Source organism: Streptomyces sp. NPDC085900 (genome assembly GCF_044540925.1).
GTDB lineage: Bacteria > Actinomycetota > Actinomycetes > Streptomycetales > Streptomycetaceae > Streptomyces > Streptomyces gilvifuscus.
This window is the reverse complement of sequence record NZ_JBITSP010000001.1, coordinates 120745-146427: the sequence shown is the minus strand read 5'-3', so window position 1 is coordinate 146427 and position 25683 is coordinate 120745. Positions and strand designations below refer to the sequence as shown.

Annotated in this window: 27 protein-coding genes and 1 tRNA gene; 8 read left to right on the top strand and 20 right to left on the bottom strand. The window is 70.1% G+C overall.

The genetic code is table 11. The features are described 5' to 3' along the window. Nucleotides 1-339: 339 nt before the first annotated feature. A complete protein-coding gene (locus tag ACIGDI_RS00630; protein WP_399888489.1) occupies nucleotides 340-1848 on the bottom strand; it encodes an MFS transporter in 1509 nt (502 codons plus the stop codon). A gap of 78 nt (nucleotides 1849-1926) precedes the next feature. Continuing rightward, nucleotides 1927-3363: a DUF445 domain-containing protein gene (locus ACIGDI_RS00625; RefSeq protein ID WP_399888486.1), complete on the bottom strand. Its 1437-nt coding sequence runs from the start codon at nucleotides 3361-3363 to the stop codon at nucleotides 1927-1929. A 232-nt stretch (nucleotides 3364-3595) separates the two neighbouring features. Here ACIGDI_RS00625 and ACIGDI_RS00620 point away from each other — a divergent pair, with 232 nt between their 5' ends. Then, entirely contained in the window at nucleotides 3596-4927 is a 1332-nt protein-coding gene (locus ACIGDI_RS00620; protein WP_399888483.1) for an SGNH/GDSL hydrolase family protein, read from the top strand. 21 nt (nucleotides 4928-4948) lie between these two features. Here the strand turns inward: ACIGDI_RS00620 and ACIGDI_RS00615 are convergent, their stop codons facing one another. Genes ACIGDI_RS00615 through ACIGDI_RS00600 form a run of 4 tightly spaced genes read right to left on the bottom strand, consistent with a single transcriptional unit; the run spans nucleotide 4949 to nucleotide 8490 of the window. Next, on the bottom strand, nucleotides 4949-5773 hold the full coding sequence (locus ACIGDI_RS00615; RefSeq protein WP_399888480.1) for a DUF1707 domain-containing protein: 825 nt from the start codon (nucleotides 5771-5773) through the stop codon (nucleotides 4949-4951). 33 nt (nucleotides 5774-5806) lie between these two features. After that, nucleotides 5807-6793, bottom strand: coding sequence for an ATP-binding cassette domain-containing protein (locus tag ACIGDI_RS00610; protein ID WP_399888477.1), 987 nt, complete (start codon nucleotides 6791-6793; stop codon nucleotides 5807-5809). A 34-nt stretch (nucleotides 6794-6827) separates the two neighbouring features. Next, on the bottom strand, nucleotides 6828-7697 hold the full coding sequence (locus tag ACIGDI_RS00605; protein WP_272174190.1) for an ABC transporter permease: 870 nt from the start codon (nucleotides 7695-7697) through the stop codon (nucleotides 6828-6830). Next, a complete protein-coding gene (locus tag ACIGDI_RS00600; protein ID WP_399888474.1) occupies nucleotides 7690-8490 on the bottom strand; it encodes an ABC transporter permease in 801 nt (266 codons plus the stop codon). Before ACIGDI_RS00600 ends, ACIGDI_RS00605 begins: the two co-directional genes overlap by 8 nt. Before the next feature lie 272 nt (nucleotides 8491-8762). Between ACIGDI_RS00600 and ACIGDI_RS00595 the strand changes: the two genes are divergently transcribed. Then, nucleotides 8763-11204, top strand: a complete 2442-nt coding sequence (locus tag ACIGDI_RS00595; protein ID WP_399888471.1) for a transglycosylase domain-containing protein — start codon at nucleotides 8763-8765, stop codon at nucleotides 11202-11204. A gap of 84 nt (nucleotides 11205-11288) precedes the next feature. Here the strand turns inward: ACIGDI_RS00595 and ACIGDI_RS00590 are convergent, their stop codons facing one another. Both ACIGDI_RS00590 and ACIGDI_RS00585 read right to left on the bottom strand, forming a co-directional pair. Next, nucleotides 11289-11591, bottom strand: coding sequence for a co-chaperone GroES (locus ACIGDI_RS00590; protein WP_234490819.1), 303 nt, complete (start codon nucleotides 11589-11591; stop codon nucleotides 11289-11291). A 78-nt stretch (nucleotides 11592-11669) separates the two neighbouring features. Continuing rightward, nucleotides 11670-11999 carry a DUF3618 domain-containing protein gene (locus ACIGDI_RS00585; RefSeq protein WP_200700730.1) on the bottom strand — a complete coding sequence of 110 codons (330 nt, stop codon included), beginning with the start codon at nucleotides 11997-11999 and terminating at the stop codon, nucleotides 11670-11672. Between the two features lie 100 nt (nucleotides 12000-12099). Between ACIGDI_RS00585 and bcp the strand changes: the two genes are divergently transcribed. Both bcp and ACIGDI_RS00575 read left to right on the top strand, forming a co-directional pair. Further along, entirely contained in the window at nucleotides 12100-12567 is a 468-nt protein-coding gene (gene bcp, locus ACIGDI_RS00580) for a thioredoxin-dependent thiol peroxidase (protein ID WP_399888468.1), read from the top strand. A gap of 94 nt (nucleotides 12568-12661) precedes the next feature. Then, nucleotides 12662-12746 (top strand) — tRNA-Leu (locus ACIGDI_RS00575). 56 nt (nucleotides 12747-12802) lie between these two features. On the opposite strand, the gene rdgB is transcribed toward ACIGDI_RS00575, so the two are convergent. The 4 genes from rdgB to ACIGDI_RS00555 form a co-directional block, all read right to left on the bottom strand. Continuing rightward, nucleotides 12803-13405 (bottom strand): RdgB/HAM1 family non-canonical purine NTP pyrophosphatase, encoded by a 603-nt coding sequence (gene rdgB, locus ACIGDI_RS00570; RefSeq protein ID WP_399888465.1) that lies wholly within the window; start codon nucleotides 13403-13405, stop codon nucleotides 12803-12805. A 34-nt stretch (nucleotides 13406-13439) separates the two neighbouring features. Continuing rightward, a complete protein-coding gene (locus ACIGDI_RS00565) occupies nucleotides 13440-13868 on the bottom strand; it encodes a hypothetical protein (protein ID WP_399888462.1) in 429 nt (142 codons plus the stop codon). Between the two features lie 144 nt (nucleotides 13869-14012). Next, nucleotides 14013-14750, bottom strand: a complete 738-nt coding sequence (gene rph, locus ACIGDI_RS00560) for a ribonuclease PH (RefSeq protein WP_399888459.1) — start codon at nucleotides 14748-14750, stop codon at nucleotides 14013-14015. A gap of 124 nt (nucleotides 14751-14874) precedes the next feature. Further along, nucleotides 14875-15108 (bottom strand): glucose PTS transporter subunit EIIB, encoded by a 234-nt coding sequence (locus tag ACIGDI_RS00555; protein ID WP_399888456.1) that lies wholly within the window; start codon nucleotides 15106-15108, stop codon nucleotides 14875-14877. Nucleotides 15109-15235: 127 nt separating this feature from the next. On the opposite strand from ACIGDI_RS00555, the gene ACIGDI_RS00550 reads away from it, so the two are divergent. Together ACIGDI_RS00550 and ACIGDI_RS00545 are read left to right on the top strand one after the other, a co-directional pair. Further along, nucleotides 15236-16528: a PTS transporter subunit EIIC gene (locus ACIGDI_RS00550; protein WP_399888453.1), complete on the top strand. Its 1293-nt coding sequence runs from the start codon at nucleotides 15236-15238 to the stop codon at nucleotides 16526-16528. 161 nt (nucleotides 16529-16689) lie between these two features. Next, entirely contained in the window at nucleotides 16690-17940 is a 1251-nt protein-coding gene (locus ACIGDI_RS00545; RefSeq protein ID WP_399888450.1) for a PTS transporter subunit EIIC, read from the top strand. 62 nt (nucleotides 17941-18002) lie between these two features. Here ACIGDI_RS00545 and ACIGDI_RS00540 read toward each other — a convergent pair whose 3' ends face one another. Next, the gene (locus ACIGDI_RS00540) at nucleotides 18003-18755 is read right to left on the bottom strand and encodes an MBL fold metallo-hydrolase (RefSeq protein ID WP_399888447.1); all 753 of its coding nucleotides are present in this window, start codon (nucleotides 18753-18755) and stop codon (nucleotides 18003-18005) included. A gap of 231 nt (nucleotides 18756-18986) precedes the next feature. Here ACIGDI_RS00540 and ACIGDI_RS00535 point away from each other — a divergent pair, with 231 nt between their 5' ends. After that, the gene (locus ACIGDI_RS00535; protein WP_399888445.1) at nucleotides 18987-19439 is read left to right on the top strand and encodes a type II toxin-antitoxin system PemK/MazF family toxin; all 453 of its coding nucleotides are present in this window, start codon (nucleotides 18987-18989) and stop codon (nucleotides 19437-19439) included. Between the two features lie 7 nt (nucleotides 19440-19446). On the opposite strand, the gene ACIGDI_RS00530 is transcribed toward ACIGDI_RS00535, so the two are convergent. The 7 genes from ACIGDI_RS00530 to clpS form a co-directional block, all read right to left on the bottom strand. Beyond that, nucleotides 19447-20397, bottom strand: a complete 951-nt coding sequence (locus ACIGDI_RS00530; protein ID WP_399888441.1) for a PLP-dependent cysteine synthase family protein — start codon at nucleotides 20395-20397, stop codon at nucleotides 19447-19449. Between the two features lie 5 nt (nucleotides 20398-20402). Further along, nucleotides 20403-20681 (bottom strand): MoaD/ThiS family protein, encoded by a 279-nt coding sequence (locus ACIGDI_RS00525; protein ID WP_200700721.1) that lies wholly within the window; start codon nucleotides 20679-20681, stop codon nucleotides 20403-20405. A 111-nt stretch (nucleotides 20682-20792) separates the two neighbouring features. Beyond that, the gene (locus ACIGDI_RS00520) at nucleotides 20793-20894 is read right to left on the bottom strand and encodes a putative leader peptide (protein ID WP_334314260.1); all 102 of its coding nucleotides are present in this window, start codon (nucleotides 20892-20894) and stop codon (nucleotides 20793-20795) included. Nucleotides 20895-21026: 132 nt separating this feature from the next. Further along, entirely contained in the window at nucleotides 21027-21449 is a 423-nt protein-coding gene (locus ACIGDI_RS00515; protein ID WP_399888437.1) for a Mov34/MPN/PAD-1 family protein, read from the bottom strand. A 74-nt stretch (nucleotides 21450-21523) separates the two neighbouring features. Beyond that, nucleotides 21524-22954, bottom strand: a complete 1431-nt coding sequence (locus tag ACIGDI_RS00510; RefSeq protein WP_200700719.1) for an amino acid permease — start codon at nucleotides 22952-22954, stop codon at nucleotides 21524-21526. 345 nt (nucleotides 22955-23299) lie between these two features. Continuing rightward, on the bottom strand, nucleotides 23300-23902 hold the full coding sequence (locus tag ACIGDI_RS00505; RefSeq protein WP_399888433.1) for a DUF2017 domain-containing protein: 603 nt from the start codon (nucleotides 23900-23902) through the stop codon (nucleotides 23300-23302). Nucleotides 23903-23943: 41 nt separating this feature from the next. Further along, nucleotides 23944-24261 (bottom strand): ATP-dependent Clp protease adapter ClpS, encoded by a 318-nt coding sequence (gene clpS / locus ACIGDI_RS00500; protein WP_200700717.1) that lies wholly within the window; start codon nucleotides 24259-24261, stop codon nucleotides 23944-23946. A 58-nt stretch (nucleotides 24262-24319) separates the two neighbouring features. On the opposite strand from clpS, the gene ACIGDI_RS00495 reads away from it, so the two are divergent. After that, a complete protein-coding gene (locus tag ACIGDI_RS00495; protein WP_399888430.1) occupies nucleotides 24320-25666 on the top strand; it encodes a nicotinate phosphoribosyltransferase in 1347 nt (448 codons plus the stop codon). The last annotated feature ends 17 nt before the right edge of the window (nucleotides 25667-25683 follow it).

Genomic DNA, 25683 nt, shown 5'->3' with positions numbered 1-25683 from the left:
CGGCGCGACGGGGTGCCGCCGCGCCCACCCGTGCCGCCCCAGCGGCACGACTGCCCGCGGCGACGGGACGAGACGACCACGAGCGCCACGGCCCGCAGTCGCACGGCGGCGGGAGTGGGGTGTGGGGGTGCGGCGCAGCCCGCCGCGTACGCTTCCTGGACGCGTTCCACAAACTAGTTGGCAGGCGCCCCGTCGGCGGCGGGCTCGCCGTACCCCCGCACCCCCGGCCCCCGGACGAACCCCAGGCGCCCCCCCACGACCTACGCCGTCGGCGGCGGGCTCACCGTACCCCCGCACCCCGGCCCCCGGCCCCCGGACGAACCCACGGCGCCGCCCGGCCTACGCCGTCGCCGGCCGCTCCTTCTCGCGCCCCCGCGTCACCGCCGAGGCCGCCGAGGCCGCCGCCGTCAGCGGTCGGGCCACGTCCTCCAGGGAGCGGCGTTCCGCTCGTACCGCGAGAGCGGCCGCCACCAGCCCCGCCGCGCACATCAGGCCCGCGCCGATCTGGAAGGCCAGCACCGTGTCGGCGACCTTGCCCGTCCCGGTCAGGTCGGCGAACAGCAGCGGTCCGCTGATGCCGCCCGCGGCCGTGCCGAGGGCGTAGAAGAAGGCGATCGACATCGCCCGGGTCTCCATCGGGAAGATCTCGGACACCGTCAGGTAGGCACTGGACGCCCCGGCGGACGCGAAGAACAGCACGCCGCACCAGCAGGCCGTCAGCGTGGCCGCGCTCAGCGAACCCTGCTGGAACAGCCATGCGGTGAGGAACAGCAGCAGACCCGAGAGCAGGTACGTCGACGAGATCATCACCCGTCGCCCGACCGTGTCGAACAGCTTGCCCAGCAGCAGCGGGCCGCAGAAGTTGCCGATCGCGATGACGGCGAAGTAGTACCCGGTGTCCCCGGTCGGCACGTCGAAGAACTTCGTCAGGATCGCGCCGAACCCGAACGTGATCGCGTTGTACAGGAACGCCTGGCCGATGAAGAGCGAGAACCCCAGGACCGACCGCCGCCGGTAGTCGGAGAACAGCGTCCGGGCGATCTCGGTGAACTTCACGTTGCGCCGCTGGTGGATGGTGATCTCACCCTCGGGCCGCTTCAGCGGCTGCCCCTTCTCCGCCTCCACCTGCTCCTCGATGGACGAGACGATCTCCTCGGCCTCCCGGTCCCTGCCGTGGATCAGCAGCCACCGTGGACTCTCCGGAACGTGCCGTCGTACGAGGAGGATGACCAGCGCGAGCACGGCCCCCAGGGCGAACGTCAGCCGCCAGCCCACGTCCTTGGGCAGGTAGGCGGTGTTCAGGGCGACGATCGACAGCAGCGAACCGCCCACCGCGCCCAGCCAGAAGCTGCCGTTGATGATCAGGTCCACCCGACCCCGGTACAGCGCGGGGATCAGCTCGTCGATCGCGGAGTTGATGGCCGCGTACTCGCCGCCGATACCGAACCCGGTGAGGAACCGGAAGGCGAAGAACCACCAGTTGGAGAACGACACCGCGGTCAGCGCGGTCGCCGCCAGGTACACGCCCAGCGTGATCATGAACAGTTTCTTGCGGCCCCAGATGTCCGTCAGCCGCCCCCAGAACAGGGCTCCGGCACACGCACCCGCCACATACAGTGCGGCCGCCATGCCGGTGACCTCTCCGGAGGAGATCGGCAGTCCGCTGCCCGACTCGGACAGCCGGCTTGCGATGTTGCCGACGACCGTGACCTCCAGGCCGTCGAGGATCCATACGGTGCCGAGTCCGATGACGATCGTCCAGTGCCAGCGCGACCAGGGCAACCGGTCGAGCCTGGCTGGGATGTTGGTCGTCACGGTGTTGCCGCTCGCGGCCTCCGCGGTGCTCATGGGCTCCCTCCTCGTCCCCTCTCCCTCGAGAGGAACGTGGATCGTGTGCCCGCGCTCCGCCGCCCTACGCTCCCGCCGTCACGCCCCCAGCGCCCGCGACACCGTGTAGATCAACAGGCCCACGAGCGAACCCACCACCGTGCCGTTGATCCGGATGAACTGCAGGTCCCGCCCGATGTGGGCCTCGATCTTGCGGGTGGTGTGCTCGGCGTCCCAGCCCGCCACGGTGTCGGTGATCAGGGAGGTGATCTCCTTGCGGTACGTCGTGACGACGTACACGGCCGCCCCCTCCACCCACCCGTCGACCTTCCCCTGCAGCTTCTCGTCCACGGCCATCCGCGCGCCCAGGGACAGCAGCGAGGCCCGTACCCGCAGCCTCAGTTGGCTGCGCTCGTCCTCGGCGGCGGACACGATCATCGACCGTACGGCGGTCCAGGCGGAGGCGATGAGGTCCTGCACCTCGCCCCGCCCGAGCACCTCGCCCTTCAGCCGCTCGACCCGCGCGCGCGTGTCCGTGTCGGACTGCAGGTCGGAGGCGAAGTCGGTGAGGAACCGGTCCAGCGCTCCGCGCGCCGGGTGGGAGGGCATGTCCCGCATCTCGGTGACGAATCGCAGGAGTTCCTTGTAGACGCGTTCGCCGACCTTCTTGTCGACGAACCGCGGGGTCCAGCCGGGCGCCCCGCCCTGCACGGCGTCCATGATCTCGGTGTCGTGCCACACCAGCCAGTCGTGAGCCCGCGTGACGACGAGGTCGACGGCCCTGCGGTGCCCGCCGTCGGCGACGACCTTCTCCAGCATCTTCCCGATGCCGGGCGCGATCTCCTGCGCGTCGGCCCGCCGGGTGATGGCCTCGCCGACCACGGCCTGGACGTCGGAGTCCCGCAGGACGGTCATCGCGCCGCGCAGGGCGGCCGACAGTTCGGCGGTCACCCGGTCCGCGTGCTCGGGCTCGGCCAGCCACGCGCCGAGCCGGCTGCCGATGCCGACGGCCCGCAGCCGCTGCCGTACGACGTCCTGGGAGAGGAAGTTCTCCCCGACGAACTCCCCCAGCGAGACGCCCAGCTGGTCCTTCTTCGTCGGGATGATCGCGGTGTGCGGGATGGGCAGCCCGAGCGGCCGGCGGAACAGGGCCGTGACCGCGAACCAGTCGGCCATGGCGCCGACCATCCCGGCCTCGGACGCGGCGGCTACATAGCCCGCCCACGCGCCGGCGCCGGAGTTCTCGGCCCATTTGGCGAGGACGTAGACCAGGGCCACGAACAGCAGCAGCCCGGTCGCGGTGAGCTTCATACGGCGCACCCCGCGCTGCTTCTCCAGGTCGGCGGCGCTGAAGGTGGTCATCGCGCGGGCGGCGGAGGCGGGGACGCCCCGATGAGCGGCCGTGGCGGGCCGGGCAGGCCCGCCCCCGGCCCCCGCGCCCGAGGCCGACCTGTCCGCCGCGTCCGCTCCGTCCGCCCCGGCTCCCACCCCGCGCCTCGCCTCATCTCCCGCTTTGTCCGGGTCTGTACGTTCCATTCACTCCACCCGTTCGTGATCCCCTGCACATATTGTCCCTTCCTGACCGACTCCTGGAACGAATCGAGAGTTCCCGGCGTCTGTGAGAAGGGGGAGCTCGTCGTGAACTCCGGTGGCCCAATGGGGGGTCCTGCCGAACACCCCTCGTCCCACGCCGCATCTTCCATGCCGCATCATTGGGATGATCACTACGGAGCCTCGGGGCTCCACTGCCCGAGGAGACACGCACCGCATGACCAAGCGTCACGGTTATGCCCTGCTTTCCGCGATCGTGGCCCTGATAGTGGGCCTGTCGACCGCGATCTATGTCGGCGTCACCGCCGACGACGGCACCACCACCAACGCCCTCGCAGGCGGCGGCGTCCCGCACAACCCGGCCGCCCCCGCCTCGACCGGCACCTGGGTCGGCGCCTGGTCCGCCTCCCCGGGGGGAGCCGAGCCCGGCACCGAGGTCGAGGGCATGGCGGGCCGCTCGGTCCGCAACGTCGTCCACGCGAGCGTCGGCGGTACGAGTGCCCGCATCACGCTCTCCAACCTCTACGGCCAGTCGGCGCTGACCATCACGCACGCCTCCATCGCCGTGGCCGCCGCCTCCGACACCGCCGCGGCGAACGCGGAGACGATGCGCAGGCTGACGTTCAACGGCGGCACCGCGGTCGTCATACCGGCCGGTGGCCAGGTCCTGAGCGACGCCGTCCGCATCGTCGTCCCGCAGGGGGGCGACATCCTGGTCACCACGTACTCCCCGACCGAGTCCGGCCCGGTCACCTTCCACCAGCACGCGCGCCAGATCTCCTACGTCGCCCAGGGCGACCTCACCGAGGACGCGACCGGCACCGGGTACACCGAGCAGACGCCGTACTGGCGTTACCTCACCGCCCTCGACGTGCTGAGCAACGACGCCGACGGCACGGTCGTCGCCTTCGGCGACTCGCTCACCGACGGCATCACCTCCACGCAGGGCGCCGACCACCGCTGGCCCGACATCCTCTCCGACCGGCTGCGCTCGGCGGTCGCCTCCGGACAGAACGTGCCCCGCTACAGCGTGGTCAACCAGGGCATCAGCGGCAACCAGGTCCTCGCCAACGGTCTGGGCCGGCCGGCCGACAACCAGAGCGGTCTGCTGCGCTACTCCCGTGACGTGCTGTCCCGTACGAACGTCAAGGTCGTCGTGATCGACCTGGGCGTCAACGACATCCTGCGCAACCCGCAGCTCGCCGACCCGGACAGGATCCTCACCGGCCTGCGCACCCTGGTCCGCCAGGCCCACGCCCGGGGCATCAAGGTCATCGGCGCGACCCTCATGCCCTTCCAGGGCCACCGGGGCTACACGGTGGCGCGGGAGGCGGTACGGGAGCGGGTCAACGCCGAGATCCGCGCGGGCCGGGTGTACGACGCCGTCGTCGACTTCGACCAGGCGCTGAGGGACCCGTACAACCCGCGCAGGCTGCGCTCCGACTACGACTCGGGCGACCACCTGCACCCCAGCGACAAGGGCTACGCGCGCATGGCCCAGGCCGTCGACCTGAACCAGCTCAAGGGCGCGGCCCCGGCCGAGCTGTAGACACCGGCGCCCCGCGGCGGCTCAGTACTCGTCGCGGCGGCGCCTCTCGCGGCGCTCCTCGTGCCGCTCGCGGTGGCGTTCGCGGCGCTCGTCCCTGAGGTCGCGCCGCCACTCGCGGTGCTCCTCGAGCATCCGCGTGTGGTCGCCGAGGCCTTCGTCGAGTGCCCGGCCGGACCTGCGCTCCAGGCGTTCCTGGCGGCGCTCCTCCTTGAGGCGGCGCCGCTCCTCGCGGGTCAGCTTGCGCTCGACGCCGACGCCGCCCATCAGGGCGAAGCCGGTCACGACCACCCGGGGGGCGCCCGGCGCGGCGGGTTGGCCCTCTTCCGTGTGGTCGAAGCCGCCCATGATCCCGATGCCGCGCACCACGACCTCGACGCCGGGCGGCACGATGACGTTCACCCCGCCCATGATCGTCACGCAGTTGATCTCGACCTGGTGGTCGGCGAAGTTCGCGTCCCGCAGGTCGAGTTCGCCGCCGCCCATCAGGGCGAAGCAGTTGAACCGCCTGGGCACGGTCCAGCGGCCCTTGCGCTCGAAGCCGGACATGACGGCGACGGCCCAGCTCGACGAGCCCTCGCCGCCGACGATCCGCCCTGCCCAATCCCCGCTGTCCTGCGGTTCCTTGACCAGGGACACGGCGGGATGGGCGACCTGCCCGACGGGCAGGTCACGGGTGATCGGCGCCAGTTCGCCGTACGTCCGCGCCTGGTACGTGGCCTCCAGTCGCTCCTCGAACTCCGCCATGTCCAGGCGGCCCTCCGCGAGGGCGTCCCGCAGGACCTCGGCGACTCGTTCACGGTCGGCGTCGGATGCGCGGAGTTCCGGGACTGCGGCGTCATCGGTCATGGACAGCAGCCTACGAGAACCCCCGGCGGGAGGCTACGACACCGCTTTCTCCGCCTCGTCCGCCGTCCCGCCCGCGTACATCCGGGCGATCACCGCCTCGATGTCGGGCTCCCGCACCGACAGATCCACCAGCGGGTACCGCGCGGCGATCCGCGCCACCAGCTCCGCGGCCGACTGTGCCGCCGGGAACGCCAGCCACTGCCGCGGCCCGTCCACCCTGACGACCCGCGCGGGCGGCGCCTCGATCGGCGGCAGCTCCCGCTCCAGGTCGACCACGAGGGTCCGCTCGCTCTCGCCCGCCTCGTGCAGGCCGGCGAGCGCGCCGTCGTACATCAGACGCCCGTGGTCGATGACCATCACCCGCGAGCACAGCTGCTCGATGTCCTGCAGGTCGTGCGTGGTCAGCAGCACCGTCGTGCCGCGCTCGGCGTTCAACTCCCGCAGGAATCCGCGCACCTTGGACTTGGAGATCACGTCCAGCCCGATCGTCGGCTCGTCCAGGTAGAGCACCTCGGGGTCGTGCAGCAGCGCCGCCGCGATGTCGCCCCGCATCCGCTGCCCCAGCGACAGCTGCCGCACCGGCACGTCCAACAGCTCGCCCAGCTCCAGCAGTTCGACGCAGCGCGCCAGGTTCTGGCGGTAACGGGCGTCCGGGATGCGGTACATGCGGTGCGCCAGCCGGTAGGAGTCGATCAGGGGCAGGTCCCACCACAGCGTCGTACGCTGCCCGAACACCACCCCGATCCGGCGCGCGAGCCGCGTCCGCTCACGGGAGGGGTCGATGCCCGCGACCCGCAGCCGGCCGCCGGACGGGGTCAGGATGCCCGTGAGCATCTTGATCGTCGTCGACTTGCCCGCGCCGTTCGGCCCGATGTACCCGACCATCTCGCCGCGCGCGACGGTGAAGGACAGGGCGTCGACGGCGCGCACCGACCGCCGCTCCCGCCGCAGGAACCCGGTCTTCCTGCGCACGTCGAAGACCTTCTCGACCCGGTCGAGTTCGATGAAGTCGTCGTCCATCAGTTCTCAGCAGCCCTTCGGTTCTCGCCGGCCCTCAACTGCCCGTGCTCCGGTACGACCTGAGCCCCGCCCGCCACGCCAGCCCCGCCAGCCCCACGCACACCGCGGCCACCAGCGGGGACAGGAACGCCGCCCAGTCGGGCAGCCCCAGCGGATAGGGCAGCCCCAACACGTAGGTGGCCGGCAGCCAGTTGACGAACGCCAGCGGCAGCACGTACGTCACCCCGCGCAGCAGCTCCGTGGCGAACACCGTCGGCGGGTACTGCAGCAGCGTCGTACCGCCGTAGGTGAACGCGTTCTGCACCTCGGCGGCGTCCTGCGCCACGAACTGGAAGGCCGCGCCCGCGATGAACACCGCGCAGAAGATCGCGCAGCCGCTCACCAGCATCACCGGCATCAGCAGCACCCGCAGCGGCGTCCAGTCGATGGTGAGATGCAGCAGCGCCCAGGTCAGCACCAGCGCGCCCTGGCTGGTGCGGCCCAGCCGGCGCAGCGCGAACTGGTCGGCCGCCATCTGCGCGAGCACCGGCGCCGGCCGCACCAGCAAGGTGTCCAGCGTGCCGTCGCGCACCCGCCGCCCCAGCCGCTCCATGGAGCCGATCACCATGTCGGCCAGTCCGAACGTGGTGCTGGAGACCCCGTAGAGGAAGGCGACCTGCTGCAGCGAGTAGCCGCCGAGCGCGTCGACGCGGGAGAACATCAGCAGGATCGCGACGAAGTCGAGCGCGGTGGTCGCGAAGTTCGTCAGCGTCATCAGGGCGAAGGACGTGCGGTAGGCCATCGTGGAGCGGATCCACATGCCCGCGATCAGGAAGTACGCCCGCACCCCCTCCCGCACCCGGCCGCCCGGAACCTCCTCGGCCGCCCGGTGCACCCCGGCGTCCAGCCGGTAGCTCTCAGCCACCCTGCACCACCACCCTCCGCGTCGCCGCCGCCTGCACCATCCGACCGGCGGTCAGCAGGACCACCGCCCACACCGCCTGGAAGGCGTAGGTGGCCAGCGGGTCGGCCCGGCCGAGGAACACGTCGGCGGGTGCCTGCAGCAGCGACGACCAGGGCAGCGCCCGTACGACCTCGCCCAGCGCGCCCGGGAAGACGTTGAGCGGCAGCAGCATGCCCGAGCAGAACCAGCCCACCAGCCACGCCATCTGGATCACGCCGGTGCCGTCCATCAGCCAGAACGCGGTCAGCGCCACCAGATACCGGATCGCGAAGCTGACCAGCATCGCCAGCACCACGGAGACCAGGAAGGCCAGCCAGGTGGTCACGTCCGCGGGCAGCGCCATGTCGAAGAACAGCGCGCCGAACACGAAGGGCACCACCCCGCGCCCCAGCAGTTCGAACCCGGCCCGCCCCAAGTCCGTGGCCAGCCACCACAGCTGCAGGTCGGCCGGCCGGTACAGGTCAACGGCGACGTCCCCGGTGCGGATGCGCTCCATCAGCTCCGTCTCGACGCCCCCGCCGCCGTTGGCCAGCGTCTTGAACAGCGACTGCCCGATCCACACGTAGGTGACCGCCTGCGCCAGGTCGTAGCCCCCGAGATGCGGCCGCTCGTCCCACAGCGCCGTGTACGTGTAGACGAGGATCAGCCCGAAGGCGGTGTTGGTGAACACCCCCGCCACCGTCGCCGCCCGATACGTCGCGTACCTTCTGAATCCCCCCGCCGCGACGGCGACGTACAACCGCCCAGCGCCCACACCGCAGCCCTCCTCGGCCCGCCGACACCGAAGCGCAGGAGCCTAGCGGCGGGCCGACGGGCCGGGCCACCGAATTTCCGGGCGGCGCGGACCCGGTACCTTTCGGCCACGGCCATGCGTGCCGCGATTCGGGGAACTGATCGACGGATGGGACAGTCTTCATCAAAGGAGGCGTGAGTAGCCTCCTTTCACGAAGGCGCCCAAAGCGCGCCAGAAACGTACCGGCCCTTCGGGTCGTACGAGATACCGCACCACAGGAGTCTCCGCACACCATGAGCGACGAGCCGCAGCCGCAGCAGTCGGCCCAGGGCCGGGCCATCACAGAGCCGCAGGCGGCCGAGGCGGCCGAGGTCCCCGCCGGACCGGCGGACACCGGGGGCACGAAGCCCAAGCGGCCCAAGCGGACCGGCTGGCGCCGGCTGCTCCCGACCTGGCGCATGGTCCTGGGCGGCTTCGTCATCGGCGTCCTGCTGCTGATCGGCCTGTTCTTCCTCGGCTACTCCATGGTGCAGATCCCCACGGCCAACGACCTCGCGACCAAGCAGGCCAACGTCTACCTGTACGCCGACGGCACCCAGCTCGCCCGCGACGGCGAGGTCAACCGGGAGAACGTCACCCTCGCCCAGGTCTCCAAGGAGGCCCAGCACGCCGTCCTGGCCGCCGAGGACCGCGACTTCTACACCGAGTCCGCCGTCGACCCCAAGGCGATGCTGCGCGCGGCCTGGAACACCGCCACCGGCAAGGGCAAGCAGTCCGGCTCCACCATCACCCAGCAGTACGTGAAGAACTACTACCTGGAGCAGGAGCAGACCGTCACCCGAAAGGTGAAGGAGTTCTTCATCTCGATCAAGCTGGACCGCGAGAAGTCCAAGAACGAGATCCTCGAGGGCTATCTCAACACCAGCTACTTCGGCCGCAACGCCTACGGCATCCAGGCCGCCGCCCAGGCGTACTACGGCCAGGACGCCACCGACCTCGACGCGGCCCACGCCGCCTATCTCGCCGCTCTGGTCAACGCGCCCAGCGAGTACGACGTCGTCGCTCACCCCGAGAACAAGGCCGCGGCCGTCGCCCGCTGGAACTACGTCCTGGACGGCATGGTGAAGAAGGGCTGGCTGACCGAGTCGCAGCGGGCCGGCCTGAAGTTCCCCGTGCCGAAGCAGCAGACCGCCTCCACCGGCTTGTCCGGGCAGCGCGGCTACATCGTCCGCGCCATCAAGGAGTACCTGGACAAGCACAACATCGTCGACGAGGACACCCTCGCCCGGGGCGGCTACCGCATCACCACCACCCTGCAGAAGAGCAAGCAGGACGCCTTCGTCAAGGCGGTGAACGACCGGCTGATGTCCAAGCTCGACAAGAAGGGCCGCAAGGTCGACAACTACGTCCGTGCGGGCGGTGCCTCCGTCGACCCGAAGACCGGCAAGGTCGTCGCCATGTACGGCGGCATCGACTACGTCAAGCAGTTCACCAACGGCGCCACCCGCGAGGACTTCCAGGTCGGCTCCACCTTCAAGCCCTTCGTGTTCGCCTCCGCCGTCCAGAACCACTCCCAGACGCAGGACGGCGACATCATCACCCCCAACACCTACTACGACGGCACCAACAAGCGCCCCGTCCAGGGTTGGAACGGCGCCTACGCCCCCGCCAACGAGGACGACGTCTCCTACGGCGACATCACCGTGCGCACCGCCACCGACAAGTCCGTCAACGCGGTGTACGCGCAGATGGCGGTGGACGTCGGCCCCTCGAAGGTGAAGCAGACGGCCGTCGACCTCGGCCTGCCGTCCGACACCCCCGAGCTGTCCCCCTACCCGTCCATCGCGCTCGGCGTGGCCAGGGCCAGCGTCCTCGACATGGCGGAGGCCTACGCGACGCTCGCCAACCACGGTGAGCACGGCACGTACACGATGATCGAGTCGATGACCAAGGACGGCCGGCCCGTGACGCTGCCGAAGGGCACGACCACGCAGGCCGTCAACCGCGAGGCCGCCGACACCACGACGTCGGTGCTGCAGAGCGTCGTCGACAACGGCACCGCGACCGCCGCCCAGGCCGCCGGCCGTCCCGCCGCCGGCAAGACCGGTACCGCGGAGAGGGACACCGCCGCCTGGTTCGCCGGTTACACCCCCGACCTCGCCACGGTCGTGTCGGTGATGGGCCAGGACCCGGTGACGGCGGCGCACGAGCCGCTGTACGGCGCCCTCGGCCTGCAGCGCGTCAACGGTGGCGGCCCGCCCACCGAGATCTGGGCGCAGTACACCCGGGACGCCCTGAAGGGGAAGCCGGCCACCGACTTCGACCTCCAGCTGCAGCCGGGCGCCGACCAGACCCCGGCCCCGCCGACCGACATCGTGACCCCCGGCACCGGCGGGCAGGACAACGGCGGCACCCCGGGCACCGGCGGCCAGAACAACCAGGGCCAGACCCAGGGCCAGACCACCGGCGGCACGCCCACGAACGGCGGCACGACGGGCGCCACCACCGGCGGCGCCACCACGAACGGCGGCACGACCACGGGCGGCGGCACCACCAACGGCGGCACCACGACGGACGGCACCACCAACGGCGGCACGACCACGGGCGGCACCAACGGCGGCACCACGGGCGGCACGGACACCGGCACCACCACCGGCGGAACGACCGGCGGCACGGACACCGGGGGCACGACCGGCGTGACGGCCGGCCCACAGATCACCGGCCGCAGGCAGTAGCTCCGCGGAAACCACGGAAAGCGAAAACCACGGAAAAGGGCTGGTGACGTGGTCACCAGCCCTTTTCCCTGCCGTCGTCGCGGCTTACAGATACAGCCCCGTCGTGTCCTCGGACCCCTCGAAGCGGTCGGCGGCCACGGCGTGCAGATCGCGCTCGCGCATCAGTACGTAGGCCACGCCCCGCACCTCGACCTCGGCCCGGTCCTCCGGGTCGAACAGGACACGGTCGCCGGGCTCCACCGTGCGCACGTTCTGGCCGACGGCCACGACCTCGGCCCAGGCCAGCCGACGCCCGACCGCCGCAGTGGCGGGAATCAGGATGCCCCCGCCGGAACGACGCTCGCCCTCACCGGTCTCCTGCTTGACCAGGACCCGGTCGTGCAGCATCCGGATGGGCAGCTTGTCGTGACTGGTGCTCTGGTCGTTTCTGTTGGCGCTCACGTTCTCGAACCTACAGTCTCTCGCTCAGCCCTTGCGCCGCCGGGTACCGAGGGCCAGCAGGCCCACCAGGCCGACGGCGACGAGCGCGACGGGCACGATCCGCTCCAGGCGCGGCGCGCCGTCCTCGTCCACGAAGCGCGCCCGCACGTCGCTGACGGCCTTGTTGACGCCGACGTAGGCCCGCCCCAGCGTGTGGTCGATATTGGACACGACCTTGGCCTTGGCGTCGCCGACGATCGTCTTGGGGTGTACCCGCACCCCGATCTCGTCGAGGGTCTCGGCCAGCACATCGCGCCGGCGCTTGATGTCCGCCTCGATCTGCGCCGGGGTTCTGGTGTCCGACGTGTCCGCCACGGTTGGGCCTCCGAAGTCAGCCGATGCCTGTTGCTGTTCTGGACAGTCTGTCAGTTCCGCCGTCCATCGCACTGTCAGGACCCCCGGTTACGCTGGTCCGATGAGCGAGCGACTCCAGCCGGGGGACGTGGCCCCCGACTTCACCCTCCCCGACGCCGACGGCACGGACGTGTCCCTGTCGTCCCACAAGGGCCGCAAGGTCATCGTCTACTTCTACCCGGCGGCCCTCACTCCAGGCTGCACCAAGCAGGCGTGCGACTTCACGGACAACCTCGACCTGCTGGCCGGCGCCGGCTACGACGTCATCGGCATCTCCCCGGACAAGCCGGAGAAGCTGGCGAAGTTCCGCGAGAAGGAGTCCCTGAAGGTCACCCTCCTCGCGGACCCGGAGAAGACGGTCACCGAGGCGTACGGCGCCTACGGCGAGAAGAAGAACTACGGCAAGACCTACATGGGCGTCATCCGCTCCACGATCGTCGTGGACGAGGAGGGCAAGGTCGAACGAGCCCTCTACAACGTCCGCGCGACCGGCCACGTGGCGAAGATCATCAAGGACCTGGGCATCTGACTCCGGCCCTCCGCACGACAAGCGGCTCGCCCCGGGGGATACCCCGGCGCGAGCCGTTCGCCTTCCCCGTGACCGGTACGATGACAGGCGGCCGGCGGCGGTGGCGCAACGGCTGACGCAGCAGGTTTAGGTCCTGTGGCCCTTGATCGGGCTTGAGGGTTCGAATCCCTTCCGCCGCACCGGGAACGGCCTGCGCATCCGAGACGCGATGCGCAGGCCGTTGTCGTACGGGCTGTCAGTCCAGCAGCTCCCGTACCACCGGCACCAGTGCTCGAAATGCCTTGCCGCGGTGGCTGATCGCGTTCTTCTCCTCCGGGCTCAGCTCCGCGCACGTCCGCGACTCGCCGTCCGGCTGGAGGATGGGGTCGTAGCCGAAGCCGTTGGTGCCGGTCGGGGTGTGGCGCAGGGTGCCGGGGAGCCGGCCCTCGACGACGCGCTCCGTGCCGTCCGGCAGGGCGAGTGCGGCCGCGCAGGCGAAGTGGGCGCCGCGGTGGGCCTCGTCGATGTCCGAGAGCTGGGCGAGGAGGAGGTCCAGGTTGGCCTTGTCGTCGCCGTGCTTGCCGGCCCAGCGGGCGGAGAAGATGCCGGGCGCGCCGCCCAGGACGTCCACGCACAGGCCCGAGTCGTCGGCGACGGCGGGCAGGCCGGTGGCCTTGGCGAGGGCGTGGGCCTTGAGCAGGGCGTTCTCGGCGAAGGTGACGCCGGTCTCCTTGACGTCGGGGATGTCGGGGTAGGCGTCCGCGCCGACGAGGTCGTGGGGCAGGCCGGCGTCGGCGAGAATCGCCCGGAGTTCGGTGATCTTCCCGGCGTTGCGGGTGGCGAGGATCAAGCGGGTCATGGCGACCAGTATCGCGGGCCGCCCGCCGGCTCCGTCAGGAGGTGCAGACCTTGGTCAGTTCGCCCGCCGCGTCGGTGACCGGGCTGACGTCGGGGGTGTTGTCGCCGTTCCTGATGGCCGTGCGGACGTTGTCGACGGCCTTGCCGAGGTCGTCGACCGCCTTGTTGACGTCGGCGTTGTCGGTCTTGTCGCCGATCTTGTCGAGGTTCTTGTCGATGGAGGCGAGGGAGTCGTCGAGCTGGGTGGGGTCGTTGGAGGCGTTCTCCACGGCCTGCTGGAGGTCGGTGACGCTGTCGGCGATGGTGTCGGCGGTCTGGACGCAGTCCAGGGCCTTGTCGACGGCGTCGCAGCCGGTGGTCAGGCCGGCCGTGAGGGCGACGGCCGCCACGGCCGCGAGGGCGGTGGCGATGCCGCGGGTTCCCCGGTCACGTCGAAGACTGCGGCGGCCTCGGCTGGCGGGCATGGCTGTGGTCCCTCCCTCTGCGTCGGGCCCCGGTGGCCCCGCACTGGTCGGGCGCACGGCGGTGTGCCGTGCGCCCGCATACACAGGGACGCCGGGGTGGGCGCCGGAGGTTGCTTCAGCGGCCGTCTTCCCTTGGCGTTCCCTTTACCTTTCGAGGACCGTATCAAGTGCCTTGCGCTGGAGGGCGGCGAGTTCCGTGCAGCCGGTGACGGCCAGGTCGAGGAGGGCGTTGAGTTCGTCGCGGGCGAAGGGCTCGGCCTCGGCGGTGCCCTGGACCTCGACGAAGCGGCCGTCGCCGGTGCAGACGACGTTCATGTCGGTGTCGGCGCGCACGTCCTCCTCGTAGCGGAGGTCGAGGAGGGGGACGCCGCCGACGATGCCGACGGAGACGGCGGAGACCGTGCCGGTCAGCGGCTGGCGGCCGGCCTTGATCAGCTTCTTGCCCTGGGCCCAGGCGACGGCGTCGGCGAGGGCGACGTAGGCGCCGGTGATGGCTGCGGTGCGGGTGCCTCCGTCGGCCTGGAGGACGTCGCAGTCGAGGACGATGGTGTTCTCGCCGAGCGCCTTGTAGTCGATGACGGCGCGCAGGGAGCGGCCGATGAGCCGGGAGATCTCGTGGGTGCGGCCGCCGATCTTGCCGCGCACGGACTCGCGGTCGCCGCGGGTGTTGGTGGCGCGGGGCAGCATGGCGTACTCCGCGGTGACCCAGCCCTCGCCGCTGCCCTTGCGCCAGCGGGGGACGCCTTCGGTGACGGAGGCGGTGCAGAAGACCTTGGTGTCGCCGAAGGAGACGAGGACGGAGCCCTCGGCGTGCTTGCTCCAGCCGCGTTCGATGGTGATCGGGCGGAGCTCTTCGGGGGTGCGGCCGTCGATTCGTGACATGCCGCTGAGCCTAGCCGCAGGAACGGAAGCGGAAAGGGGCCCTCCCCTACGGAGAAGGGCCCCGGTGCGGCGAAGGCCCCCGCCGGTCGGGGCGGGGGCCTTCAGGGGTGAACCGGCCGGCGGTTCACATCATGTCCTCGATCTCCGCGGCGATCGGGTCGGCGTCGGTGCCGATGACGACCTGGATCGCGGTGCCCATCTTGACGACCCCGTGCGCGCCGGCGGCCTTGAGGGCGGCTTCGTCGACCTTGGCCGCGTCGACGACCTCGGTGCGCAGGCGGGTGATGCAGCCCTCGACCTCTTCGATGTTCTCGATGCCGCCGAGCCCGGCGACGATCTTCTCTGCCTTGCTGGCCATTTCGGTCTCCTCACGCACAGTTGGCCCAACTTCGCGAGCGATTGTGCCGTGTGTACCGAAGGATGACGTCACAGCAACCCACTCGTCCACGACTGGTCTACACCACACGACAGGCGGTCGCCAACCGATGACCACAGAAGCCGAGGTGAGTCCGGGCCGCGCCCGCTGGAACAGAGCGTTTCAGGGGCTGCAGAAGATGGGTCGCAGTCTGCAGCTGCCGATCGCCGTGCTGCCGGCCGCCGGCATCCTCAACCGCCTCGGCCAGCCGGACGTGTTCGGGGCGGACGGCCTGGGTTGGGACAACGTCTCGAAGGTGATGGCGGGTGCGGGCGGGGCGCTGCTCGACGGCTCGCTGGGTCTTCCGCTGCTGTTCTGCGTGGGTGTCGCGATCGGCATGGCGAAGAAGGCGGACGGTTCGACGGCGCTCGCCGCGGTCGCCGGGTTCCTCGTCTACTACAACGTGCTGCTGCAGTTCCCGGAGGACTGCCCGCCCGGTTCGAAGGCGCTGCCCGGTATCGGCTGCCAGGCGACGGCCGACCAGTCCGTGGTGGGTTTCACGTTCCAGAACCCGGGGGTCTTCGGCGGCATCGTGATGGGTCTGCTGACGGCGTTCTTCTGGCAGCGCTACCACCGCACCAAGCTGGTGGACTGGCTGGGCTTCTTCAACGGCCGCCGGCTGGTGCCGATCATCATGGCGTTCGTGGCGATCGCGGTCGCGGCGCTGTGTCTGTGGGTGTGGCCGCCGATCGGTGACGGTCTGGAGAGCTTCTCCAACTGGCTGAAGGACCTGGGTTCCTGGGGTGCGGGCGTGTTCGGTGTCGCCAACCGGGCGCTGCTGGTGATCGGCCTGCACCAGTTCCTGAACGTGCCCATCTGGTTCCAGTTCGGCAGTTACACCAAGCCGGACGGCACGGTGGTGCACGGTGACATCAACATGTTCCTGGCCGGCGATCCGCACGCGGGCCAGTTCACGTCCGGGTTCTTCCCGATCATGATGTTCGCGCTGCCGGCCGCGGCCCTGGCGATCACGCACTGCGCCCGTCCGGAGCGGCGCAAGGAGGTCGGCGGCCTGATGCTGTCGGTCGCCCTGACGTCGTTCGTCACCGGGATCACCGAACCGATCGAGTACTCGTTCCTGTTCATCGCGCCGGTGCTGTACGCGATCCACGCGCTGTTGACGGGTGTGTCGATGGCGGTGACGTGGGGGCTCGGGGTGCACGACGGGTTCAGCTTCTCGGCCGGGCTGATCGACTACATCATCAACTGGAACCTGGCGACGAGACCTTGGGCGATCGTCCCGATCGGGCTCTGCTTCGCCGCCGTCTACTACGCGATCTTCCGTTTCGCGATCACGAAGTTCGACCTCAGGACTCCCGGGCGGGAGCCGGAGGAGGAGCGCGAGGACGTCACCAAGGCGTAGCGCCGGGACGCCGTCGAGGCGTGGTCCGCGGGGCCCCTCGAGGCGTAGCCCAACGTAGTACCACAGTCACGGGAATCGCGGGTTCCTTATGCCACCTTCATCGTGCTACAACAGGTCTACACCACTGAGTGGTGTAGACCACCACCCGATGGAGGAAGTCTATGAGCACCGCCACCGCGCCCACGGCGGCCCCCACGAAGAAGTGGGGATCAGGCCTGTTCCAGGGCCTGCAGAAGATTGGTCGCAGTCTGCAGCTCCCGATCGCCGTACTGCCGGCCGCGGGCATCCTGCTGCGCTTCGGCCAGCAGGACATCCACGACAAGCTGCACCTGCCCGACAAGGTCACGGCGGTCTTCGCCACGGCGGGTGGCGCGATCTTCGACAACCTGCCGCTGCTGTTCTGCATCGGTGTGGCGATCGGCTTCGCGAAGAAGTCCGACGGCTCGACGGCCCTCGCGGCGCTCGTCGGCTTCCTGGTCTACAGCAACGTCCTCAAGGCGTTCCCGGTCACCGAGGCGAAGATCCTCAAGGGCGCGGACATAGCCGCGACCTACAACAACCCCGGTGTGCTCGGCGGCATCATCATGGGCCTGCTGTCCGCGGTGCTCTGGCAGCGCTTCCACCGCACCAAGCTGGTGGATTGGCTCGGCTTCTTCAACGGCCGCCGTCTGGTGCCGATCATCATGGCCTTCGTCGGCCTGGTCATGGGCGTCTTCTTCGGCCTGGTCTGGAAGCCGATCGGTGAGGGCATCTCCAACCTGGGCGAGCAGATCACGGGCCTGGGGGCCTTCGGCGCCGGTCTGTTCGGTCTGATCAACCGCGGTCTGATCCCGATCGGCATGCACCAGTTCGTCAACTCCGTGGCCTGGTTCCAGATCGGTGACTTCAAGAACGCCGCCGGCACCGTCGTCCACGGCGACCTGACCCGCTTCTTCGCCGGTGACCCGACCGCCGGTCAGTTCATGTCCGGCTTCTTCCCGATCATGATGTTCGGTCTGCCGGCCGCCGCGATCGCCATCGCGCACTCCGCCCGCCCCGAGCGCCGCAAGGCCGTGATGGGCATGATGATCTCGCTGGCGCTGACCTCCTTCATGACCGGTGTGACCGAGCCGATCGAGTTCTCGTTCATGTTCATCGCCCCGGTCCTCTACGGCATCCACGCGGTGCTCACCGCCCTGTCCATGGCCGTCACCTGGGCGCTGGGCGTGCACGCGGGCTTCACCTTCTCCGCGGGCGCCATCGACTACGGCCTCAACTGGAACCTCGCCACCAAGCCCTGGCTGATCATCCCGATCGGTCTCCTCTTCGGCGCGATCTACTACGTCGTCTTCCGCTTCGCCATCACGAAGTTCAACCTCCCCACCCCGGGCCGCGAGCCCGAGGAGGAGGTCGAGGACCTCACCAAGGCGTGAGCCCACGACAGCACGAAGGCCCCCGGAGCCGCACGGCTCCGGGGGCCTTCGTGCTGTCGACGTCAGATCTCGTACGACACCCTCGGCGTCGCCAGCTCCACCGGGCCCGCGTACGCGGCACGCGCGTCGGCCAGGTTGATCTGCGGGTCGGTCCACGGCGGGATGTGGGTGAGGAGCAGGCGGCGGGCGCCCGCCCGGGCCGCCGACTCCCCCGCCTCGCGGCCGTTGAGATGCAGGTCGGGGATGCTCTCCTTGCCGTGCGTGAAGGCCGCCTCGCACAGGAACAGGTCGGTGTCGCGGGCGAGTTCGTCCAGCACGGGGGTCGCGCCCGTGTCGCCGGAGTACGTCAGGGACCTGCCGCCGTGCTCGATCCGGATGCCGTACGCCTCCACCGGATGGGCCACGCGTTCCGTGTGCACCGTGAACGGGCCGATCTCGAACGTGGACGGCTTCACGGTGTGGAAGTCGAAGACCTCGCTCATGGAGGAGGCGGTGGGGGTGTCCGCGTAGGCGGTGGTCAGGCGGTGCTCGGTGCCTTCGGGGCCGTAGACGGGGATCGGGTCGCAGCGGCCGCCGTCGTGGCGGTAGTAGCGCGCGACGAAGTACGCGCACATGTCGATGCAGTGGTCGGCGTGCAGATGGCTGAGGAAGATCGCGTCGAGGTCGTAGAGACCGCAGTGGCGCTGCAGCTCGCCGAGGGCGCCGTTGCCCATGTCGAGGAGCAGCCGGTAGCCGTCGGCCTCGACGAGGTAGCTCGAGCAGGCCGATTCCGCGGACGGGAACGACCCCGAGCAGCCGACGACGGTGAGCTTCATGAAACAGAAACCTCCGCTGGCTGGAAATCCAGAGAATCCAGAAGATCGGGGATGGGGCGTCGGGGGTCGTGCGGTCCGTCGAGCGTAAGGCGCAAAACCCCTCGTCGCTCCTCCGCCAAGGGCTGTTGTGGGCGAACTCACCTGTGGTGTCACCGGTTCGGCTGGAAGTGGGGCGCGTGAGGCGCGTGAGAGGGCGCGCGCAGAGCGGTGCGCCCCGGTAACGTCCTCCCCATGGACACGTCCTGGTGGCTGGCGCTCGCCGCGGTGGTACTGCTGGCGCTGGTCGCCACGCTCGTCGACGGGTGGGGGCGCGGCAGACGGCCCGGGGGGCGGCGGACGCGGCCGCCGGGGCGGCCGGGCGAGCGGGGACGGCAGCGGCCCAGGCCCGCCGAGATCTGGTGGGCCAACGTCCCCTTCGAGGACGGGCCCGGCGGGAAGGACCGGCCCTGCCTGGTGCTGGTGGTGCACGGGGAGCGGGCGACGGTCGCGAAGATCACCAGCAAGTTCCACGACGAGCGGCCCGGGGTGATCCCGCTGCCCCCGGGAGCGGTGGGCGACCGTCAGGGCCGGGCGAGCTTCCTGGAGACGGACGAGTTGCGCGAGGTGCCGGTGTGGCACTTCCGGCGGCGTGCCGGTGTGGTGGACCCGGTCCTGTGGGACCAGGTCCGTCACCTGGCGACGTGAGGCGCGCCTACGCCCAGAGTTGTCCGTGCAGCGTCTCGATCGCTTCCTCTGTCGTGGCCGCCGTGTAGACGCCCGTCGACAGGTACTTCCAGCCGCCGTCGGCCACGACGAACACGATGTCGGCGGACTCCCCCGCCTTCAGTGCCTTGTTGCCGACGCCGATGGCCGCGTGCAGGGCCGCGCCCGTGGAGACGCCCGCGAAGATGCCCTCCTGCTGGAGGAGTTCACGGGTGCGGGTGACGGCGTCCGCGGAGCCGACCGAGAAGCGGGTGGTGAGGACGGAGGCGTCGTACAGCTCGGGTACGAAGCCCTCGTCGAGGTTGCGCAGGCCGTACACCAGGTCGTCGTAGCGCGGTTCGGCGGCGACGACCTTGACGTCCGGCTTGTTCTCGCGGAGGTAGCGGCCGACGCCCATCAGGGTGCCGGTCGTGCCGAGGCCGGCGACGAAGTGGGTGATGGACGGCAGGTCGGCGAGGATCTCCGGGCCGGTGGTGGCGTAGTGCGCGCCGGCGTTGTCGGGGTTGCCGTACTGGTAGAGCATCACCCAGTCGGGGTGCTCGGCGGACAGCTCCTTGGCGACCCGTACGGCGGTGTTGGAGCCGCCCGCGGCCGGTGAGGAGATGATCTCGGCGCCCCACATGCCGAGCAGGTCCCGGCGCTCCTGCGAGGTGTTCTCGGGCATCACGCACACCATGCGGTAGCCCTTGAGCTTGGCCGCCATGGCGAGGGAGATGCCGGTGTTGCCGGAGGTCGGCTCCAGGATCGTGCAGCCCGGAGTCAGCCGCCCCTCCTTCTCCGCCTGCTCGATCATGTGCAGGGCGGGGCGGTCCTTGATCGAGCCGGTGGGGTTGCGGTCCTCGAGCTTGGCCCAGATGCGGACGTCCTCGGACGGCGACAGCCGCGGCAGGCGCACCAGGGGGGTGTTGCCTACCGCGGCGATCGGGGAGTCGTAGCGCATGGGGATCAGGCCATACCGCCGGCCACGGCCGGCAGGATCGTGACGTTGTCGCCGTCGGCGAGCTTGGTGTTGATGCCGTCGAGGAAGCGGACGTCCTCGTCGTTCAGGTAGACGTTCACGAACCGGCGCAGCTCGCCGCCGTCCACGATGCGGGCCTGGATGCCCGCATGCCGGGTCTCGAGGTCGGCGAAGAGCTCGGCGAGGGTGTCCCCGGTGCCCTCCACAGCCTTCTGACCGTCGGTGTAGGTGCGGAGGATGGTGGGGATGCGGACCTCGATGGCCATGGCTCAGGGCTCCTGTCGGAAGTTTTCGGCTGGTCGGTGCGCGCGCGGCAGCGCAGTACTGCGGGGGTGGTGCGTGATGCGCCGCGGCTCACGGCCGTACGGCGGCAGGGGTCAGCTCGGACAGAGGGCGCTGTTCAGCCTGCACAGGTCGACGTGCAGCCGCGCCACGAGCAGGATGCCCGGCGTCTTTTCGCTCACGTCGTTGGAAACCATGCGGTCATCGTATCGATTCCCGGTCCCCGACCCGGAGTGTGATCTCACACTACGGACGTATTCCGACCGGCTGCTGAGACCGCACAGCTCAGGCGGATGCCCGTGCCACCGCTCGGGCCGACCGTACGGGGCTCAGTATGCCCCGACGACGGTGACCTCCTCCTCGGTCACCTCGCCGTCCACGATCCGGAACGAGCGGAACTGGAACTCGCCCAGGCCGTCGGTGTCGGCGGTGGAGACCAGGACGTAGTGGGCGCCGGGCTCGTTGGCGTAGGAGATGTCGGTGCGGGAGGGGCGGGCCTCGGTGGCCGTGTGGGAGTGGTAGATGACCACCGGCTCCTCGTCGCGGTCGTCCATCTCGCGGTAGAGCTTGAGCAGGTCGCCGGAGTCGAACTCGTAGAAGGTCGGCGACATGGCCGCGTTGAGCATGGGGATGAAGCGCTCGGGGCGGTCCGAGCCGGCCGGCCCGGCGATGACGCCGCACGCCTCGTCGGGGTGGTCCTTGCGCGCGTGGGCGACGATCTGGTCGACGAGGGCCTGGGTGATGGTCAGCATGCTGGCCAGGATAAGCAGAGGGGCCGCCCCGTACCGAAGGGTGGTACGGGGCGGCCCACATGCTGAACCAGAGGTCAGCCGACCTTCTCCAGCTCCGGCTCGCGCCGCTCCGCGATCTGCGGGTTGCGGGCCTTCAGCACGGCCCAGCCGACGCCCAGCGCGGCGGCCCAGCCCGCCATCACGTAGAGGCAGACGCGCGAGTCGGCGTCGTAGGCGATGAGGCCCGTGACGAAGAGCAGGAAGACGATGGCGATCCAGCTGCACACCGCGCCGCCCGGTGCCGGGAAGGCGGAGGCGGGCAGGCGGCCGGCGACGACGGCACGGCGGTAGCGGACGTGGCTGACGAGGATCATCAGCCAGGTCCAGATGCCGGCCGCGGTGGCCACCGAGGTGACGTATCCGAAGGCCTTCTCCGGGACGACGTAGTTCAGGACGACGCCGATGCCCATGAAGAGGACCGAGACGGTGATGCCGAAGGCCGGCGTCTTGGTCGAGGACAGCTTCCGGAAGACCGCCGGGGCCTCGCCGTTGTCGGCGAGGGTGCGCAGCATGCGGCCCGTGGAGTACATGCCGGAGTTGCAGGAGGACAGGGCCGCGGTCAGCACGACGAAGTTGACGATGCCCGCGCCGGCCGGGATGCCGATCACCGCGAACGCCTTCACGAAGGGGCTGACGCCGGCCGCGAAGTCGGTCCACTTCACCACGCACAGGATGACGGTGAGGGCGCCGACGTAGAAGAGCGCGATGCGCCAGGGCAGGGTGTTGATCGCCTTGGGCAGCGTCTTCTCGGGGTCCTCGGACTCGCCCGCGGTGACACCGACGAGCTCGACCGCGAGGTAGGCGAACATGACGCCCTGCAGGGTCATCAGGGACGAGCCGATGCCCTTGGGGAAGAAGCCGTCGAACTGCCAGAGGTTGGCGACCGCGGCGGTGTCGCCGGCGTTGCTGAAGCCGAGGGTGAGCACGCCGAGGCCGATCACGATCATGCCGATCAGGGCGGTGACCTTGACCATGGAGAACCAGAACTCGAGCTCGCCGAAGACCTTCACCGAGATCAGGTTGACCCCGAACAGGACCACCAGGAAGACCAGCGCGGTCACCCACTGGGGGACGTGCGGGAACCAGTAGTGGACGTAGATCGCGGCGGCCGTGAGCTCGGCCATGCCCGTGACGACCCACATCAGCCAGTACGTCCAGCCGGTGAAGTAGCCGAAGAACGGGCCGAGGAACTCGCGGGAGTACTCCGCGAAGGAGCCCGAGACCGGGCGGTACAGGAGCAGTTCGCCGAGCGCCCGCATGATGAAGAAGACGATGGCGCCCGCGAGGGCGTACATCAGGATGAGGCTGGGACCGGCCTTGGCGATGTTCGCCCCGGCCCCCAGGAAGAGGCCGACGCCGATGGCGCCGCCGATCGCGATCATCTGGACCTGGCGGCTGCCGAGTCCGCGCTCGTACCCCTCTTCGGAGGTCTGCTCCGAGCCTGTGTCGACCTGAGCGGAGGTCATGTGTGTGGTGCGCCTTTCTCCATGCCGACCCGGGCCTCTCGTCGGCCTCGGATCGGGTCTCGATCCCCCCGGATTGAATGGAGCTGAGCGGGCTCGCGGGCCCGCTCGTGCCAGGCCGACGGTCGTCGGCGCTGTGGCGCACCCGGCCGAACATTCGGGTGGTGTTCGCCGGGCGGTCGTGAAGATTTATCACGGCCGCAACGCTGATCACCGGGGGAAAATGTGGCGCATCACACAAGGAGAAGGGGCCAAACAGCGTAGAAAACGGACACACCCGGCCGGACCGGTGACTCGATCGTTATCCGGATTTGAGCGTCCTCCGAGCGAACACGGAACCTGCACATTTCAGGGCAGGAGGGTGTTCACCAGCGTCTCCTGGAGCCCGCCCAGCCAGAGGTAGGCCATCACCATGGGCTTACGGGGGTCGTCGTCCGGGAGCCGGTAGAGAACGTCGGTGTCGTCCTCGTCGGTGATCTCCAGCCGCGAGCCGATCGCCAGGCGCAGGTCGTTGAGGGAGCCCAGCCACTGCCGGGACTGCTCGACGGACAGTTCGAGGACCGCTCCGCCGTCGGGGGCCGGGGTGAGTGCGTCGAGGGTGCGGACGACCGTGAGCGCGTTCTCCCGCTTGCCGGCCCGCAGGTCGTTCTCGGTGTAGCGGCGGAACTCGGCGGAGTGGGCCTGCTGTTCCTGCGCCTGCTGGGGGCCGGGGGTGCCCTCCGGGTCGCAGTAGGCGTCCGGGAAGAGCCGCTTGAGCACGGGGTCCCGGGGCGGCTCGCTCGGGCCCTCGGCGAAGAGCTCCGCGAGCGGGTCGTCGGAGGCGTCCGCGCCGGGTCCGGGGCCGATGAGCTCCAGCAACTGGACGGCGAGCGATCGGATGATGGAGATCTCGACGTCGTCGAGGGCGACGGCCGCACCGCCGCCGGGGAGCGGTTCGAAGTGTCCTGGCATGAAGGAGGTTCGCTACTTCCGGTCCTGCGCGCGGGAGGGGGTCATTTCCGGTCCTGCTGGAGGGTGGCCCACAGGCCGTAGCCGTGCATCGCCTGCACGTCGCGTTCCATCTCCTCGCGGCTACCGCTGGAGACGACCGCCCGGCCCTTGTGGTGGACATCGAGCATGAGCTTGGTGGCCTTGTCCTTCGAGTACCCGAAGTACGTCTGGAAGACGTAGGTCACGTAGCTCATGAGGTTGACCGGGTCGTTGTGGACGATCGTGACCCAGGGGACGTCCGGCTCGGGTACGGCGAAGACCTCCTCCGCCGACTCGGTGCGTTCGATCTCTACGGGAGCGGGTGACGTCACAAGGCCCATGCTGCCACGGCCCCGATAAATCGTCACACTGACGCGAAGGGGGTGTAGCATGCTCGGCATGAACACAGCGGACCTTGGGCTGCCGGTGGACGTTCCCTCGACGGCGCTCTTCACGGACCAGTACGAGCTCACGATGCTGCAGGCGGCCTTGAAGGCCGGTACCGCCGAACGGAGGTCGGTCTTCGAGGTCTTCACCCGGCGACTGCCCGAGGGGCGCCGCTACGGCGTCGTGGCCGGCACCGGGCGGGTCCTGGACGCCGTGGAGAACTTCCGCTTCGACGCCGGCGTCCTGGGCTTCCTGCGTGAACGGGGCATCGTCGACGAGCCGACCCTGGAGTGGCTCGCCGGCTACCGGTTCGGCGGCGACGTGTGGGGCTACCCCGAGGGCGAGGTGTACTTCCCGGGCTCGCCGATCATGCGGGTCGAGGGGTCGTTCGCCGAGTGCGTGCTGCTGGAGACCGTGATCCTCTCCATCCTCAACCACGACTCCGCCATCGCCGCGGCCGCCTCCCGCATGTCCTCGGCCGCCGGAGTGCGCCCGCTGATCGAGATGGGCGCCCGCCGCACCCACGAGCTCGCGGCCGTCGCCGCCTCCCGCGCCGCCTACCTCGGCGGCTTCTCCTCCACCTCCGACCTCGCGGCCGGCTTCCGCTACAACATCCCGACCGTCGGCACCTCGGCCCACGCCTTCACCCTGCTCCACGACCACGAGCGGGACGCCTTCCGCGCCCAGGTCGACTCGCTCGGCCGGGGCACGACCCTGCTCGTGGACACCTACGACGTCGCCGAGGCCGTCCGCCTGGCCGTCGAGGTCGCCGGGACCGAGCTTGGCGCCGTGCGCATCGACTCCGGCGACCTGCTGCTGGTCGCGCACCGGGTGCGCCAGCAGCTGGACGAGCTGGGCGCGACCGACACGAAGATCATCGTGACCTCGGACCTGGACGAGTACGCCATCGCCTCGCTGGCGGCGGCCCCCGTGGACGCGTACGGCGTCGGCACCCAGCTGGTGACCGGGTCCGGGCACCCGACGGCCTCCATGGTCTACAAGCTGGTGGCCCGCGCGGAGTCCGACGACCCCAAGGCCCCGCTGGTGCCGGTGGCGAAGAAGTCCAGCGGCGGCAAGACCTCCATCGGCGGCCGCAAGTGGGCCGCGCGGCGCCTCGACGCCGACGGGGTCGCGGAGGCCGAGGTCGTCGGCACGGGCCCCGTCCCGGCCGAGCTCGCCGACCGGCAGTTGCTGGTGCAGCTGATCAAGGGCGGCGACGTGATCGCCCGCGAGCCGCTGGACGTCGTACGCGACCGGCACACGGCCGCGCGGGCCGGCCTGCCGCTGTCGGCCACCCAGCTGTCGCGCGGGGAACCCGTCATTCCGACGGAGTACGTACAGGCTCGCTCGGGTAGCTAGAAGCGGGCGCTCACCGC